The following is a 15701-nucleotide window of genomic DNA, read 5'->3' on the forward strand; positions in this document are numbered from 1 at the left end:
GCACCACCCCGTCAGTAGCTGAACAGGAGGGACAGCTGATAGAAACAGAAGCCACTGGAGCACCTCAAAAACACCATCATACACTAAATCAGTAAGTTGGCAGCATCACCTTTATTCATTATAAAATGCCCCGTAATATTTATCTCACAATGATTATGATTAGTGGATACGCCCCTACATTTCCAGACAGCTGTTATCACTTAATCTATTACTGGCCCGCAGCCGTAGATATTCTAGCCACGGTGGTAACGAGTATCCGGAAGAGATTCCACTTACACTCTTTCAATCCTATTGCAAAAGCTGATTTACTCAACAGGATTAAAAGAGGGAGTTTGATACAATTTATTTCACTTTTTGTTAGAATACTAATTCTTTTCTTGTATTTTTTTGAGGAAATGAGCACGGAACACGACATAATCTGTAGTCAGTAAAGAGTCTATCCTCCCTGACTACAGATTATGTCGTGTATTATATGATATCAACTTGGCTGTCAGCGGCCATGTTGATATCAGCGTACCTTTGTTGTAAAGGAATACCGGTCAGAACAGCACAGAGTAGTTCAGACCAAAGGTTCGGCCCCTGCCTTTGTAGTCGTACAGTGACGCTGGGCCGTAACCCGGGCTGTAGTACAGTGGTGCACGCTGCCCCCAGACAGTGGTGTAGTCACGGTCGAAGAGGTTTTCAATGCTGAAGCTGAGTGTACCCACCGGAAGCTGATAACTGCCGAGCAGATCCACGGTGGTATAGCCATCGACCTTGTAGCCCTGCGCGTCGCTCACGTCAAAGGAGGTGGTGCTCTGCACGCGCAGACTCCACGGGTCCGGTGCCCAGCCAATGTAGGCTGTCGCTTTTGATGGGCTTGCTGTCTTCACATCGTATTTCTGCCAGGTACCGTTCACTTTCGACTCAGTTTTCAGCACGTTGAAGTTCACTCCGGTACTCCAGTCAGTATCAGGAATCAGGTAGTCCACCGCACCTTCCACGCCGTAAATACGGCGTTTGTCGTCCACCACGCTGATGGTCAGATCTTTATTCGCCACCACGCTCTTATCAGAAATCGAATAGTAGGCCGCGATTTGGGTACGCAGATTATTGCCAGTAAAGCGCCAGCCCAGCTCATAAGAATCGACTTTCACGCCTTCCAGCTTGCTGTCGCTGACGTTCACACTCTTTGTTAGAGGAAGATGGCCGTTCACTGCAGCACCATAGATGCCGCGACCATAGTATTTACCCGGGTCCGGCAGCTCCACGCCCTGGGAGAAGTTGAGCCATGCCTGCTGGCGTTCGGTGATGTGCATCAGCAGACCGGCGTTGAACAGGAAGTTGTCGTAATCGACTGAGCCGCCAGGAATGGCGTCGGCGGATGTAGCCTTCCCGGCGGCAATCTGCCGTTGCTGCGCGTAGCCGATGAAATCATCAATCTTGTTTTCAGTGTACTGATAGCGTACGCCACCGTTGAGGGTAAAGAGATTATTGATGTCATAGCCTGATTGCAGGAAGACCGCCAGGTTGGTGATGTCATACGACGGATAGCGCCCGGTGGTGTAAATCTTCTTGTTGTTCAGCCCTCCGGAAGCGCTTGCCTGAGCCAGGTCGAAGAACATCTGGTTGGAGGTAAAGCGCTCATGATCAGCATCCAGCCCCCAGGTGATTTGCCAGCCGTCCATCGGTTTGCTGTTCAGAGTCAGTTTCATGCCGTACTGGTCGGTGTCCTGCTGTGACGAAGAGAAAGCCGTCACCTGTTTGTTCGCATTTACCGTCGGGAACGGGTAGAATCGCAACGACTCATCGCGGTAGTAAACCTGACCGACCAGCTCCTGTCCCAGAAAAGCGCTGTCAGAGTACTGCAGGCTGATCAAATGCCGCTCAGTGCCGGGAATACGGTCGGAATTCAGCCCGTTACTGACGAATGGCGTGCTGGTCCCTCTGATGGCAGAGAAGCCTTTCCCGAGATTAAGCCCGTAATCGTCGTCGCCCTGGCTTTTATAGTACTGTGTGATCAACTGAAGCTGCCGGGATTCATCGATGTTCAGCGTACCAGTTCCCATGATGTCCAGCCGATCGGAGTACTGCAGGCCGGTCTGGGTGTTATCAAGCAAGGTGGCATCGCCGTTACCGTCAAACCAGCCGCCAAATTTCTGATATGCCACGGAAAGACGTCCGGAGATATGCTCATTTCCGCCGGAGACAGCTCCGGCAATGCGTTCATCGTGATCTTTACTGCTGCTAAAGCCACTTTTGGTGCCAGCCTCAAACTCCATCATGGTTTCCGGCTGGCCTTTTTTGGTCACGATGTTGATCAGGCCACCGGTACTGCCGCCGCCGTACAGGGACGTCGCACCGGAGATCACTTCAATATGGTCGATATTAAAAGGATCTATAGAGTCCAGTTGTCGGCTGTCGGTACGTGAAGAGTTGAGACGCACGCCGTCAACCAGCACGACCAGCGGGCGGCCACGCACATTCATACCGTAGTTGGTGCGGCTCCGGCTGCTGACGTCAAGGCCAGGGATCAGCTGAGCCAGTGCGTCTTTAAGCTCTTTGCCGCCCTGAATCTGCTGTTCCAGTTCGGCGTTTTCGATAACCCAGGTGGTTTGCGCCATCTCCGCTACGGTGCGATTGCTGCGGTTGGCAGACACCACGAACGTTTCATCATCGGTTTGTTGAGCGACTGCTGGCGCCATCATGGTAAGAAGCAGTGGGTTGAGAGCCCAAAGCGTATACTTTTTGCTTATCATCATTATTCCTCCATACGGGCGGAAAAAATCAGCCCAAAGATGCTGTGTAGCGAGTTAAAGAAGCAGCCTCCGGCTGCGTTTTCCCTAGGTGCCGCTGCGCCACTGAATCAGGGCGGGCGGCATACTGAGATCGAATAAATCACGTCCCATTACGCGATTAAGAATACGTGCAGATCTCCATGCCATCAGGCTGAGCTGGGGTTCGGCGATGCCATGGGTTTGCATACTGGCGTTGACCACGAAGATGTTGTTCTCTTTCGGGCCACTCCATTCCAGAGTGAAGTCATCACGCACTTTAAAGGTGTTCTTATCGTGCATGGTGATCAGGGGCATCAGTGAGGGAAGTATTTGTGGCAACGCAGAACGGTAACCTGTGGCGAAAATCACCACATCACTTTCCAGGCTCTCCCTGCCCTGATCCAGATGATGCTCCATCAGCAACTTCCAGCCAGGACCACTACTTTCCAGAGTTGTTACCGAGCGGCTGGGTAGCAGACGGATATTTCTTGGTTTTCTCAGAACTTCAAAACGGTGGTACAACTCACGATAAATGGTCAGTAAAGAATCGGCAGTGATGCCATCCGATGTCATTTTCTGCTCATCCAGTAACTGATGGCGAATATCTTCCTCCAGTCCGGAGAAGCCTGAAATATATTCAGGTGTAAAATACTCATCAGCAAAAGCAGCCTCATCCAGTGCGTTAAAATTATTACGCCGGGAGACCCAGTTTATTTCCGCCGCTTCTCCCCATTCCCCGCGTAATGCATTAAGGAACAGGTCTGCACCACTCTGTCCTCCACCAACCACGGTTATCCGTTTTCCACTAAGGTCCGGCCGACGAAGATTCATTTCACTGGCATGGAAACAGGATTGTGTCATATGCTTCACACAGGGTGGTAAATAAGGTTGTTTTCCTGTACCAAGGCAGATATTGCGGGCAAAATATTCTCCCTGGCTGGTTTGCACCAGAAACAATCGACGTTTTTTATCGAAATCAATGTTTTCAACGGTATGACTGAAATACAGGTTATTCATATCTTCAGCAGCCCAGCGGAGGTAGTCAGAAAACTCTTCACGGGATACTGTACGTAGTCTGCTTGTAAGGAAGCGATAGAACTTTTTGTGCTTCACCAGATAGTTAACAAAACTGTAGGGATTTGTAGGTGCAACAGCACTGACCAGATCTTTCAGAAAGACGGTCTGCATATGACAATCCGGTACCAGCATACCCGGATGCCAGGAAAAATGAGGATGTTCATCAAAGAAGAGACAGTCCAGTTCTTCGATCTGATGTGACAACGCAGCAATGCTGAGATTAAATGGCCCTGTCCCTACACCAATAAAATCGACACTTTTTTTCATGATTCATATTCCTGAGTTACCAGCCACAGCGGATTTTGCAGATCCTCAAGGTAATTCGGCAGCATGCGGCTGCCGCCATCCAGATCAGGCCAGGTCAGTTTTACCGGGTTCAGCACCACGCGAATGATTTGTGGCCTGAAAAGTGAGAAAAGCGCAAAACGCTCTGACATTTGTGGATGTTTTTTCATGTAATCACTCAACACTGCTGCCAGCAGTTGATAAAATCGCCTTTCAGGTACGCCAAGACGAACCATCAGTGGCGAAATAAAACGCAGTACTGTCACGAAGTGACCCGTCTGCAAATCATGGATTAAGTAGTCCGCACTCAGGCGGGATGTAACATCACGAACCTCCTGAGGCAAAGAGTCCATTTCGGGGAACTCTTCTTTCACCAGTCGCATATCGCCCTGGAAGTCTTTCAGCAGAACACGCTGTGGAACCCCCTCTTTCATGGCGAGAGTTATATTTTGTCCATGTGCAATAAGCGCGACACCGTAGCGGCAAAGCAGGTGATACAGAGGAACCACGACCACCCGGAACAGTTGCGTAAGCCAGGTTTCAGCGTCCAGCCCGGAGCGGTCTATATATGCGCCTGCCAGCGGCTGATTGTTTTCGTCGCACTCCATCAGTGTTGCCATCAGAACCGGACTTTCATCCGGTTTCAGCCAGCGGCACGGATTCTCCCGCCAGATAACACCAAGCATTTCCTGGTAGCGATAGGGAGCCCGGGCAAGCGCGGCATAGCCTTCATGGGAGACATAGCCTGCAGCCGGTTCACCAAGTATCACTGCGCCGCTTTGCACTAGGGTGGCGTCGGTCGCAAAAACCTGTTGTAGCCAGCGTGAAGCCAGTGGTCCGGCAGCGATGTATCTGCCAGGGATCCCCCGGTAGCATGAGGTGTTGTAGATGGTCAGCGGCAGCTTGATATCCAGCCCGCCCCGGCGACTGGCGTTGGTCAGGGTACGCAGCGACTGCTGGGCGAGCCACTGGTCGCCAAACTCGCCGAGAGACACCATCCTGCCTTCGGCAAAATCAGCGATGAAGTCGGTAGCGATTTTTTGCTGCCACTGCCACGGATGTACCGGCAGCGGCAGCCAGTTATGATCCAGTCCGTTTTCCTGCCAGACCTGACTGAAGCGGGCAAACTCCTGCGGATCCATTGCGGCCGTCAACAACTGATGAATATCCATCTCGTTATCACAGCGCCAGATCATATGTTCACGTTTTACCGCCAGCCAGTGCAGTCTGAAGGTGTTGGCATACTCTGGCGCATATCGTTCCAGCGCCTCTTTACCCCAGCCACGGCGACCTTTATTAAAAACGAATTTAGGATGACCGCTCAGCAGGCATTGCAGGCGGTCGGCATTAAGATTAATCAGGTCACTGGCGCTCAGCCCGCGACGGGCTTTCAGTAGTTGCAGGTCGCCCAGCAGCGTGGCATACAAATCCTGCATATGCTCAGCAACGGTTGCATCGCTCATTGACAGTACCTGCTTTAGCTGCATCAGCAGCGTCTGAGCCAGTACTGGCTCGTCCGCGCAGCGCAGAGTTTGAGCATCAATCCAGAGCCAGCCCCAGATACCACGTTCAGCGATGAAGCGCCATTGTGCTCCCGGCAGGTTAATGCAGTAGCGGTCATCGCCCTGAGATTCCGCGTGGAAAACCTGCTCATACTCCAGCTCAGACAACATTTTTGCCACCAGGCGGCGGTTGACCAAATCCCAGTCTTTGTGATTCATTACAGACCGACCTCCGTGAAGAAGTGATGACGATCCGCCATCACCATGCGCGAGCGTTTATGTGGGAAGTCGAACTCTTTAATTGTCCGGTATCCCGCAGGCTCAAGATGGCGGAACAGGCGCTGGTTATCGGTGCGTGGCTCCAGTACTGTGCGCTGCGTACGTGGCTCATTCAGCAGCAGGTAATGTGTCACCCCGCGCAGCCAGCTTTGCACATAGTGGGCTCCGCGCCATTGCTGTTCACCAACCAGCAGATGCAGGCCACGGTCAAAGGGCTGCCACGAATAGTGGCGACCAATGCGGTCTTCCGCCGCCCAGTAGATTTCGAAATAACTGAACGGCCGATCGTCGAAACAACCAATCAGCGGGAATGCATGTTTACTGGTGAGCTGGCGTTCCAGATAGGCGATCTGTACCTCCAGTGAGCCACTTTGCTCCCAGAAATACTCAACGCGCGGATCGTTCATCCAGCGAGTGAAACGTTCTGCATCAGAAACGGGATCGGCAATGCGGAAACTCAGCATCCTGCGAATGCGTGGATCGTAACGACGATAAACTTCACCCTGCGGACGGGGGGGGCGCTGCGGGAAATAAATCTCACGCTCTGCATCAAAAACCATTTTACCGGAGGCCCGGTTTGCCGGAGAACTCAGCCATAACGGTAACTGCCAGAAAGCGGAACGATGGATAATGTCGCTTTGTACCTGTCCGAAAAGCGTCAGCGCCTGTGGCTCCTCACACCATTCGGACCAGGGAAGAACCACTGCTGAAAGTTGTGGTGCGGCGATAAATATCTGATCCAGCGCGTCGCACAGCCACCCTGTTGGCAGCTCCCCGGGCCAGTGCAACACCGCGCTATTGTCCAGCCCCCAGCCAAGATTCAGAGGCTTGTCGAGTTTTTCACAGCGCAGTCCATATCCGCTGTGAACAATGTTTGCCCCAGACATTCAGACCTCCTGAGCCTGCAGCGGGTTAGCGAAATCAAAATAGATCACCGAAGGGTCAACGATGGTGTTCTCGTTATGATCGTTCAGATAACAGAAAAAGTTACCTTTTACGTTCCAGTACGGACTTTCCAGAACATAGTTGAGACAGGTTTTATGAGTCACCTGGTCACGCACTTCAGCCAGCAATGTTCGTACACGAGCCATCAGATTCGCTTCGCTGTCCAGCCCGGCAGCACCCAGCGCAGCAGTTACGGCAAAAGTGGAGTTAACCAGCAGGTAATAAGGGAAATAGCGCAGCAACTGCTCACGGGTGAAAATATTTTCCGCCTGCGCCTCGTCAATGGTATCGAGCCACTCTGTCGCGTGAGGCATAAACGCGCTGCCCTGGCAGTCACGGTAAATAAATCCGACCGGCAGATCCCCAAGCATCTGCACAAGAATATTTTGCTGATGCGCCAGCAGCACCAGGCCGTAATCCGCTTCAGCCGTAAACAGAGGCTTCAGCACCTGCTGACAGTAAGCATCGACCCATGCGTGGGCGGCCTGTTGCACAGTGATACCGAGGCGATCGCTCAGGCGTTTTACCGCCGAAACCAGCAGCGAATCACCGCCATCCGGTGCGGCCTGAGTCAGGGAAACCAGAACGTTGGTCTGGCTTTGCGGCTGCTCCAGCAGCAGGTTTTCACGCAGGGAAAACAAACTTTCCTGCATGATGTTGCCGTTAAGATCGCGCAGCCCGGCCCAGCCGTCCTCCTGCATTACCCGGAAAGTAGGGAAGCGGGCCTGTAGCATCTGCCAGCCGTCGGTTTGCGCCAGACGTGCCAGGCGCATTCCTCGCTCCACCTCTTTCACAGACAGAGTACGGACGGAGTTGGTCAGCCGAACGCTCAGGGAGAACTTGATCATATCGCGGCTGGTAGCACAGTAGAGGGAGCGGGAAGAGGTGGTCGGCAGCCACGACGTGCCGGCCTCGCCTAAGTCTCTGATAAGTCCTTTAGCAAAAAGTGCCTGGCACCACACTTGCTGCAAAAGATATTCTCCCTGCCACGGGTGCAGCGGGAACAGCCATTGATTGTCACTTAATTCGTTGAGTAACTGGGGCGCATTTTCTGCGGCAAATCGCGTCAACCGCTGTTGAAGGTTAAGATGCAGACTTTCACCAGCGATTTGCGTTTTATCCACCGAAAACCACCGCAGCGGGAAGTGAGGTGCCATGTCAGGCAGGTATCGTTCAGCTTCCTGGCGGTTAAACGGTTCATGAGACTTAGGTGCAGGGTGGAAAGCGTGTCCTGTCAGCAGTGCCTGCTCAGCCTCGCCAAAATTCAACGCTTTTTCACGCAGGATGGCCCAGTCATGGCGGGCATCAATTGTCTGTTGCGTATGGGCGTAGCTTTCCAGCACGCGTTGGTGGAAAGTTTCGCAGAGGGGAACTGGCAGAAAAAGTTGATGCCGGAGCTTATCAATAATAAGCCGGGAGAGAGTGGTAAAGTCGACAGGATAACTGCCTGATGCCGTGACCAGATGAGCAGGAAATGCAAAGCGGTGATGCTGGGTTGGGGAGAAATAAGCCACTCTGAAATGGAGCGACTTCTGTTCGTCCAGCGGGATAATCAATTCGTCTGGCGGGTATTCCGCCAGTTGCCAGTCTTTGGTTTCACGAATCAAGGCATTCAGGAAGCACTGCGCAGCCACATCTGTGGCGGATTTTTCAGAGGGCAGGATCATAATCAAACAGCTCCTACACAGTAAAATAATAACAATTATGTCAATAATGATTCTCATTATCAATGAGAAATGTTATTGTCAGAAAAATTAATTTTACAAATAAACACAATTAATACATGGTGTTGAAACATTACAATGTCATCTAAGATCGAAGATACGCCCCAAAAAACCCTGTCCTGCTGGCCACTGGCGTTCAGTGCCGGTCTTCTCGGTATCGGACAGAACGGTCTGCTGGTTGTACTCCCTGTTCTGGTCATACAGACAAATCTGAGTCTGTCTGTATGGGCTGCCCTGCTGATGCTGGGCTCAATGCTGTTTCTGCCATCTTCCCCATGGTGGGGAAAGCAAATTTCCCTTACTGGCAGTAAGACTGTGGTGCTGTGGGCTCTGGGAGGATATGGCGTAAGCTTTACCCTGCTTGGGCTGGGAAGCGTGCTGATGGCTACCGGTGCCGTAACAACAGCGGTGGGGTTGGGAATATTAATCATCGCCCGGATCGTCTACGGTCTGACCGTGTCAGCAATGGTGCCAGCCTGTCAGGTCTGGGCATTGCAGAGAGCGGGAGAAGGGAATCGCATGGCCGCTCTGGCAACCATCAGCTCCGGCCTGAGCTGCGGCAGGCTATTCGGGCCGCTGTGCGCGGCGGCAATGTTGGTCATTCACCCTCTGGCGCCAGTGTGGATGCTGATGGCAGCTCCGGTGTGGGCTGTGGTGATGCTTCTGCGGTTGCCCGGCACACCACCACAGCCCACACCGGAGCGCAAGAGCGTCAGCCTGAAGCGGGATTGCCTGCCTTATCTGCTTTGCGCAATGTTACTGGCTGCGGCAATGAGCATGATGCAGCTTGGACTTTCGCCAGCCCTTACTCGCCAGTTCGATACTGATACCACCACTATTAGCCAACAGGTGGCGTGGTTGTTGGGGCTGTCCGCAATAGCTGCGCTTATCGCGCAGTTCGTGGTACTCCGTCCACAGCGCCTGACTCCAGTGGCTCTGCTCCTGAGTGCCGGGGTGTTGATGAGTAGTGGTCTGGCTATCATGCTCACTGAACAGCTATGGTTGTTTTACCTGGGCTGTGCAGTGCTGTCATTTGGGGCCGCTCTGGCAACACCCGCTTATCAACTTTTACTGAATGATAAGCTGGCCGACGGCGCAGGCGCGGGCTGGCTTGCGGCCAGTCACACACTTGGCTATGGGCTGTGCGCATTGTTGGTGCCACTGGCGTCGAAAACAGGTGTCTCAATCGCGCTGATTGTGACGGCATTATTTGCCGCTGTATTATTTACCATAGTGTCTGCATGTATTTGGCATTACCGTACAATCAAGTAAGGCTATGATGTTGTACTCACAGCCGGCATAACGTCCTGTGCAATTTCGCTGTCGAAACCGCCTGTGCTGACCGCCCAGTGCACTCACCTGAAGCACATCGCAGCATGCCACCAGGATGCCAGATCGTCTTCTGAAATGGGTGGATACATTGGCAACGTTAACCGCAACAATTTTTCAGAGAGAATTTTGGGGGGTGAGGGCCAGTGATGTAAAAAATACGCCAAGAGGTTAATTCATTGTTTATACTGATATGTCAGGTAATGCGTTTGCAGTCATTACAGTCGTCATGGAGACTGTAATGACTGCAAACGCATACCATGGAGCGAAATTCTATCCTAAGCGTCACATTAGTTGATAAACCTGTAACGTTAATGAATTCTCATGCGAAAAGTATGGTTATGATAAAAAAGCCTAAAGCTGTCATGATGAGGGAGCCAATGACGTGAACAAGTACAGACGTCAAAGCCCATATATAATTTCCCGCCTGGAGTAATGCGAATACTTCAACAGAAAATGTAGAGAAAGTACTCAGACCTCCACAAAGTCCCGTTGTTATCATTAATTTCCAAAAAGGATCAAGGTGTGGTTGTCGTAAAAAGTACGCCAACGCAGTACCAATAATTAACCCGGCAAGGAGGTTCACCACCAGTGTACCTGGAGGTAGATTTGGAAAAAGACTGTTAAAGCGTGTGGACAGTAACCAGCGCAGAGTACATCCAACAGAACCGCCGATAATGACGGCAAAAAGTGATTTAATCATGTACCCCTCATAAAATAATTTTTTATCGTAACAATATCAGAATATGTTCTCATTTGACTGATATTGTTAATTTATATCCTTTGACTACATGCAAGATAAGGGAAGGTTCTATTTATTGACATTAATACCCTCGACAATTGCTGAGCAGAAGCCCCCACGACAAGTGACAGAATGACAACATCTACAGTGGGGAGCGTTTTATCGATGAACAAGCAACCAAGAAGTAACACGGCATAGGTGACGACAATGCCAGTAAGCATAGAAATAACAAAAACGTGAGCTTTCATCATTCCTCCAGAATAACCCCGACGTGTAAGCCTGGGGGATTGGCACAATAATGTCATTTAAAGGCAGACTTTCCAGCAAATTGCGCCGATGAACCCAGTTCATCCTCAATTCTCATAAGCTGGTTATATTTTTCAATACGCTCACCCCGGCATGGAGCTCCCGTTTTGAGATGACCTGCGCGCATTGCAACTGTCATATCGGCGATAAAGCTGTCCACTGTCTCACCACTGCGGTGTGAGATAAAGGTGCCCCAGTTGTTGTCATGGCAAAGTTGTACCGCATCAAAGGTTTCACTCAGGGAACCAATCTGGTTGAGTTTAATCAATGCTGAATTGGCAAGGTTTTCGTCAATGCCGCGCTGAATATACTTTACGTTGGTCACAAACAGATCGTCGCCAACCAATTCTATCTGCTCTCCCAATGCACCATGCAGGATTTTCCATCCAGCCCAGTCATCTTCAGCTACCGTTAAGGGCAGGAAGATCAACTAGGTGCTCTGGGGCTGGTGACCAATGCGGTTGTGCTGTGAAACACACTTTACATGCAGGAGGCGTTGTCACATCTTCGCAAATCGGGAGAAACTCCTGAGGAGTAGCATCCGGCAAGATTATCGCTGCTGATACATAGCCATATAAATATGCTGGGGCATTATACGTCTTCGTTACCGGAAGATATTCTTAAGGGTGAGTTAAGATCATTAAACTTCAATACAAACAATTAATTAAACTCTTAGCGTGGTTTTTTACATCACTGGCCCTCGCCCCCCAATTTTCTCTATGTTTTGCCACTACTTCCCTCATTTTACTGCGCTGTTTGCTACCCCTGAGAATCGACATTACTTGCTATCCAGTCCGCAGCAACTCTCTGGCAACAAAACTTATCAGAATCATAAGTCTGTGCATTATTCGTTCAAGCGCATCGCCAATAAGCGGATGTTGCTGGCCGAGTGTTCTGCTAATCGGATGATAACAAATCCCGTGGTTCGGCATTTTCCTTTGTGCGTGCGTTGATGCTGGTAACGGTAAACGTCATGATGAACATGACCGCGAATAAGACAACAATTGTCGGAGCTGGCGCGCTGTCGATAAAAAAGGACAGCCAGACACCAGTCATTGAGACCAATATCGATATGCCAGTCGCCAGCAGGAGCGCAATATGAAAGCGTTGTGTCAGGAGTACCGCAATGGCACCAGGCGCAATGAGAAGAGAAATAGAGAGAATGATACCTACCGCTTTCAGCGTCGCCACAATGGTCAGGGAGACCATGCACAGCAGCCCATAATGCAGCCATCTCGTATGCAAACCGCTTGCCTGCGCCTGTTGATAATCAAAGCTGAACAGCAAAAAATCCCGCCATTTTACGCTAATAACAAGTGTAACCAGTCCGGCAATAATCACCGTCTGGATTATATCGCCGATGGTTATCCCGAGCATGTCGCCGAAAAGAATATGATCAAGATGTACGTCTGGTTTGACTGCAATATACAAGATCAGACCTGCGGCAAACATGCCAGAAAAAACAATCCCCATCACTGTATCTTGCTTGATTCGGCTGTTGTCTTTCAGGTATCCCGTCGCCACCGCACAGAATACTCCGGCGACGAATGCCCCTGTAGCCAGAGGTAACCCCAGAATCCAGGCAAGCACGATGCCAGGAAAAACCGCATGACTCATCGCGTCACCCATCAGTGCCCAACTTTTCAGGACCAGAAAGACCGACAGCAGCGCACAGGGTATGGAAACTACCAGTGAAATCAGCAGTGCGTGACTCATAAAGGTGAACTGCAGTGGCTCCAGTAATAATGCCATCATGAGCGATCCTCCAGCGCTTTATGCGCACGCCGACGATTTGCCAAAAGCCCATGGGTGGGCGCAAAGACAAATGCTAAAAGAAACAGCAGTGTCTGCGCCACCACGATGATTCCACCTGTCGCGCCGTCCAGAAAGTAACTGACCCACGCGCCGAGGAAACTGGTCACACTGCCAATAGTTACAGCAATCATGAGCAGGCGGGGAAAACGATCGGTTAACAACCATGCTGTTGCACCGGGAGTCACCACCAGACAGATCACCAGAAAGGCACCAACCGTTTGCAGCGCCGCAACGGTCGAAACCGACAGCAGGGTGAAGAAGAGGATTTTTAATCTGCCCGGATGCAATCCAATAGCACGGGCGTGATTCTCGTCGAAAAAGGTCACCATAAGATCTTTCCATTTGAAAAAAAGCACGATGATCGAGAGAATGCCAATGATAGTGAGTTGCAGGATATCCGCCGGATCGATTGCCAGAATATTGCCCAGGACGATGGTCTGAATGTTCACGGATGTCGGGTTCAATGACACCATAAACAGCCCCAGGCCAAAAAAGGACGAGAAGATCAGGCCGATGATGGCATCTTCTTTTAAGCGAGTGAGTTGGTTAAGAAACAGCATGCTGCCCGCTGCCAGTCCGCCGGAAAAGAAGGCTCCCAGAGAAAACGGAAGCCCCAGCATATATGCCCCCGCAACACCCGGGACAATAGAGTGCGACAGCGCATCGCCAATCAGCGACCAGCCTTTTAGCATCAGATAGCATGACAGGAAAGCGCAGAGACCGCCGACCATCGCCGAGACCCACATCGCATTGAGCATATATTCATAGCTGAAGGGTTCCAGTAGCACGTTCATCTTTCTTCCCTCTGCACCGCTGACGGTCGATGTGCCACAAAAGGGCGTTCATCGTCAGTAATAATGCTTTCTTCCGAGCCGTTAAGTGTGACATGGCGCAGTACGCCGCTAAAAGCCAGCTCCAGGTTCTCGGCTGTAAAAGTGGTGTCTGTCGGCCCGCTTGCCAGGACGGTGCCTTTGACCATGACCGTATAATCGCAAAATGTCGTGACGGATCCGAGATTGTGCGTTGAGACAAGCATCGTTTTGCCTTCCGCGCGTAACTCCCTCAACAGGCTGATGATTTTCGCTTCGGTTTTCACATCAACGCCGGTAAAAGGTTCATCCAGCAGGATCACATCACCCTGCTGTGCAATCGCTCTCGCCAGAAAGACGCGTTTCTTTTGTCCACCGGAAAGCTCGCCGATTTGTCGATGGCGAAAATCCACCATATCGACACGTTCCAGCGCATCGGTGACAATCTGACGATCCCTCTTTTTGGCGATACGCAACATACCCATATGCCCATAGCGGCCCATCATCACCACATCTTCCACCAGTACAGGAAATGACCAGTCAACCTCTTCTGACTGAGGGACGTAGGCAACCAGGTTTTTCTGTAGCGCCTGTCGTGTGGGAATACCCAGAACAGATATCTTCCCGCTGGTCAGACGCACAAATCCCATAATCGCTTTAAACAACGTCGATTTTCCGGAACCGTTTACCCCAACCAGAGCGGCAATAGATCCGCCTGGTACTGTGAAGGATGCATCGCGCAGTGCTGTGTGCCCGTTACGCCAGGTGACAGTAACATCATTAACGACAATGCCTGCAGATTGCATCATTATTTCTCCCTTTTTCCGGCTTTAATTCCCTGTACCAGCGTACTGGTAGTAACCTTCAGAAGGTCGATATACGTAGGTACCGGGCCGTTTTCTGTGCTCAGGGAATCGACATAGAGCACACCACCGTAGTGCGCGCCGGTTTCACGCGCAACCTGACGCGCTGGTTTATCGGAAATCGTACTCTCGCTAAAGACTGCCGGGATATGATTTTTCTTAACTATATCAACAACCTTACGTACCTGCTGCGGTGTTCCTTGTTGATCGGCATTAATCGGCCACAGATAAAGCTCTTTTAGCCCCAAATCGCGTGCGAGATAAGAAAAAGCCCCTTCACTGGTGACCATCCATCGCTGATTCTCAGGGAGTTCCGCAATCTGCTTACGCAGGGGGGCAAGGGTTTGGGTAATCTTGGCTTTATAAGTATCGGCATTACGTTGGTAGGTTTGTGCATTTGCCGGATCGTATTTTATAAACGCATCACGAATATTATCGACGTAAATCAGAGCATTATCTGGCGACATCCAGGCATGGGGGTTAGGTTTGCCCTCATAGGGCCCTTCGGTGATCCCTACTGGCGTCACACCCGAAGAGACAATTACTTCTGGAACCCCATTGAGATGCTGGTAAAAGCGTTGGAACCACAATTCCAGATTCATACCATTGGCGAGAATCAGTTGTGCCCCCTGCGCACGTTTAATATCGCCAGGGGTAGGCTGATACTCATGAATTTCTGCACCAGGCTTGGTTATGGATGAGACTTCTGCAGCATCTCCAGCCACGTTTTTGGCCATATCTGCGATGATGGTAAAAGTTGTAATGACCTTGAATTTTTCAGCTGCACTCGCCTGAAATGCTATCGAGCAGGTGAGGACTAGGCACCCCAAGAGCATGGTTACTTTTTTTATTGAGAGCATGATTTAGTACCTATAGTGAGCAAAATTAGAATAAACATAGCAACTACTATGTTTTATAGCAGAAGCTATAAAATGTAAATAATTATCATTAGCGATTATAAGATCCCAACACAGGGATTAGGTTATTTCCTGCTGACGATGTGGTATTGAGGATAAAAGTTGGGCAGCGCTTTGGCTTTAAAATGAACTTGTTCAGGACGATTGGTAATGGCAAAGCAAAAATAATGTAGGTTATTGGCAAGTTCTCTAGGACGCAGGAGAGCATGAAAAACCCAGGGGCAGTCACTAAATGAAGGGATCGGTGATGCTGCCAACTTACTGATTTAGTGTATGATGGTGTTTTTGAGGTGCTCCAGTGGCTTCTGTTTCTATCAGCTGTCCCTCCTGTTCAGCTACTGACGGGGTGGTG

At 50.7% G+C, this 15701-nt stretch carries 12 protein-coding genes and 3 pseudogenes; 3 read left to right on the plus strand and 12 right to left on the minus strand.

Features of this window, described 5'->3' with window-relative positions:
* The 6 genes and pseudogenes from ACJHWT_RS23840 to iucA form a co-directional block, all read right to left on the minus strand.
* Positions 1 to 55: IS1 family transposase (locus ACJHWT_RS23840; RefSeq protein WP_129692851.1), on the minus strand; the 55-nt coding region annotated here is incomplete at its 3' end.
* Between the two features lie 484 nt (positions 56 to 539).
* The gene (iutA, locus tag ACJHWT_RS23845; RefSeq protein WP_000973520.1) at positions 540 to 2741 is read right to left on the minus strand and encodes a ferric aerobactin receptor IutA; all 2202 of its coding nucleotides are present in this window, start codon (positions 2739 to 2741) and stop codon (positions 540 to 542) included.
* A 25-nt stretch (positions 2742 to 2766) separates the two neighbouring features.
* Positions 2767 to 4100: pseudogene (gene iucD, locus ACJHWT_RS23850) on the minus strand (NADPH-dependent L-lysine N(6)-monooxygenase IucD).
* The gene (gene iucC, locus ACJHWT_RS23855) at positions 4097 to 5839 is read right to left on the minus strand and encodes an NIS family aerobactin synthetase IucC (RefSeq protein WP_001015721.1); all 1743 of its coding nucleotides are present in this window, start codon (positions 5837 to 5839) and stop codon (positions 4097 to 4099) included. The pseudogene iucD and the gene iucC overlap by 4 nt, the downstream one beginning before the upstream one ends.
* The gene (gene iucB / locus ACJHWT_RS23860) at positions 5839 to 6786 is read right to left on the minus strand and encodes a N(6)-hydroxylysine O-acetyltransferase IucB (RefSeq protein ID WP_000011910.1); all 948 of its coding nucleotides are present in this window, start codon (positions 6784 to 6786) and stop codon (positions 5839 to 5841) included. Before iucB ends, iucC begins: the two co-directional genes overlap by 1 nt.
* Positions 6787 to 8511, minus strand: a complete 1725-nt coding sequence (gene iucA / locus ACJHWT_RS23865; RefSeq protein WP_000602863.1) for an aerobactin synthase IucA — start codon at positions 8509 to 8511, stop codon at positions 6787 to 6789.
* 135 nt (positions 8512 to 8646) lie between these two features.
* Here iucA and ACJHWT_RS23870 point away from each other — a divergent pair, with 135 nt between their 5' ends.
* Positions 8647 to 9840, plus strand: a complete 1194-nt coding sequence (locus ACJHWT_RS23870; protein WP_000095526.1) for an MFS transporter — start codon at positions 8647 to 8649, stop codon at positions 9838 to 9840.
* Positions 9841 to 10219: 379 nt separating this feature from the next.
* Here ACJHWT_RS23870 and crcB read toward each other — a convergent pair whose 3' ends face one another.
* Together crcB and ACJHWT_RS23880 are read right to left on the minus strand one after the other, a co-directional pair.
* Complete coding sequence (gene crcB, locus ACJHWT_RS23875) at positions 10220 to 10600, minus strand: fluoride efflux transporter CrcB (protein WP_001318207.1); 381 nt, start codon at positions 10598 to 10600, stop codon at positions 10220 to 10222.
* Between the two features lie 340 nt (positions 10601 to 10940).
* A pseudogene (locus ACJHWT_RS23880) lies at positions 10941 to 11354 on the minus strand (phosphopyruvate hydratase); the annotation flags it as partial.
* Between the two features lie 6 nt (positions 11355 to 11360).
* On the opposite strand from ACJHWT_RS23880, the pseudogene ACJHWT_RS23885 reads away from it, so the two are divergent.
* A pseudogene (locus ACJHWT_RS23885) lies at positions 11361 to 11609 on the plus strand (Tn3 family transposase); the annotation flags it as partial.
* A 233-nt stretch (positions 11610 to 11842) separates the two neighbouring features.
* Here the strand turns inward: ACJHWT_RS23885 and sitD are convergent.
* From sitD to sitA, 4 genes are read right to left on the minus strand one after another with little or no spacing between them, the layout of a single operon-like run.
* On the minus strand, positions 11843 to 12700 hold the full coding sequence (sitD, locus tag ACJHWT_RS23890; RefSeq protein WP_000968139.1) for an iron/manganese ABC transporter permease subunit SitD: 858 nt from the start codon (positions 12698 to 12700) through the stop codon (positions 11843 to 11845).
* Positions 12697 to 13554 (minus strand): iron/manganese ABC transporter permease subunit SitC, encoded by an 858-nt coding sequence (gene sitC, locus ACJHWT_RS23895; protein WP_001101723.1) that lies wholly within the window; start codon positions 13552 to 13554, stop codon positions 12697 to 12699. Before sitC ends, sitD begins: the two co-directional genes overlap by 4 nt.
* Positions 13551 to 14378, minus strand: a complete 828-nt coding sequence (gene sitB / locus ACJHWT_RS23900) for an iron/manganese ABC transporter ATP-binding protein SitB (protein WP_000983710.1) — start codon at positions 14376 to 14378, stop codon at positions 13551 to 13553. The genes sitC and sitB overlap by 4 nt, the downstream gene beginning before the upstream one ends.
* Positions 14378 to 15292: an iron/manganese ABC transporter substrate-binding protein SitA gene (gene sitA, locus ACJHWT_RS23905; protein WP_000949004.1), complete on the minus strand. Its 915-nt coding sequence runs from the start codon at positions 15290 to 15292 to the stop codon at positions 14378 to 14380. Before sitA ends, sitB begins: the two co-directional genes overlap by 1 nt.
* Before the next feature lie 355 nt (positions 15293 to 15647).
* On the opposite strand from sitA, the gene ACJHWT_RS23910 reads away from it, so the two are divergent.
* The coding region (locus ACJHWT_RS23910; protein WP_129692851.1) for an IS1 family transposase at positions 15648 to 15701 on the plus strand (54 nt) is incomplete at its 3' end.

This window comes from Escherichia sp. WS338, from assembly GCF_046486405.1.
Lineage (GTDB): Bacteria > Pseudomonadota > Gammaproteobacteria > Enterobacterales > Enterobacteriaceae > Escherichia > Escherichia coli.

Excerpts from the sequence above, each read along its gene's own strand:
- iutA (WP_000973520.1), bottom strand. The coding sequence starts at position 2,741 with ATGATGATAAGCAAAAAGTATACGCTTTGGGCTCTCAACCCACTGCTT.
- iucC (WP_001015721.1), bottom strand. The coding sequence starts at position 5,839 with ATGAATCACAAAGACTGGGATTTGGTCAACCGCCGCCTGGTGGCAAAA.
- iucB (WP_000011910.1), bottom strand. The coding sequence starts at position 6,786 with ATGTCTGGGGCAAACATTGTTCACAGCGGATATGGACTGCGCTGTGAA.
- iucA (WP_000602863.1), bottom strand. The coding sequence starts at position 8,511 with ATGATCCTGCCCTCTGAAAAATCCGCCACAGATGTGGCTGCGCAGTGC.
- ACJHWT_RS23870 (WP_000095526.1), top strand. The coding sequence starts at position 8,647 with ATGTCATCTAAGATCGAAGATACGCCCCAAAAAACCCTGTCCTGCTGG.
- crcB (WP_001318207.1), bottom strand. The coding sequence starts at position 10,600 with ATGATTAAATCACTTTTTGCCGTCATTATCGGCGGTTCTGTTGGATGT.
- sitD (WP_000968139.1), bottom strand. The coding sequence starts at position 12,700 with ATGATGGCATTATTACTGGAGCCACTGCAGTTCACCTTTATGAGTCAC.
- sitC (WP_001101723.1), bottom strand. The coding sequence starts at position 13,554 with ATGAACGTGCTACTGGAACCCTTCAGCTATGAATATATGCTCAATGCG.
- sitB (WP_000983710.1), bottom strand. The coding sequence starts at position 14,378 with ATGATGCAATCTGCAGGCATTGTCGTTAATGATGTTACTGTCACCTGG.
- sitA (WP_000949004.1), bottom strand. The coding sequence starts at position 15,292 with ATGCTCTCAATAAAAAAAGTAACCATGCTCTTGGGGTGCCTAGTCCTC.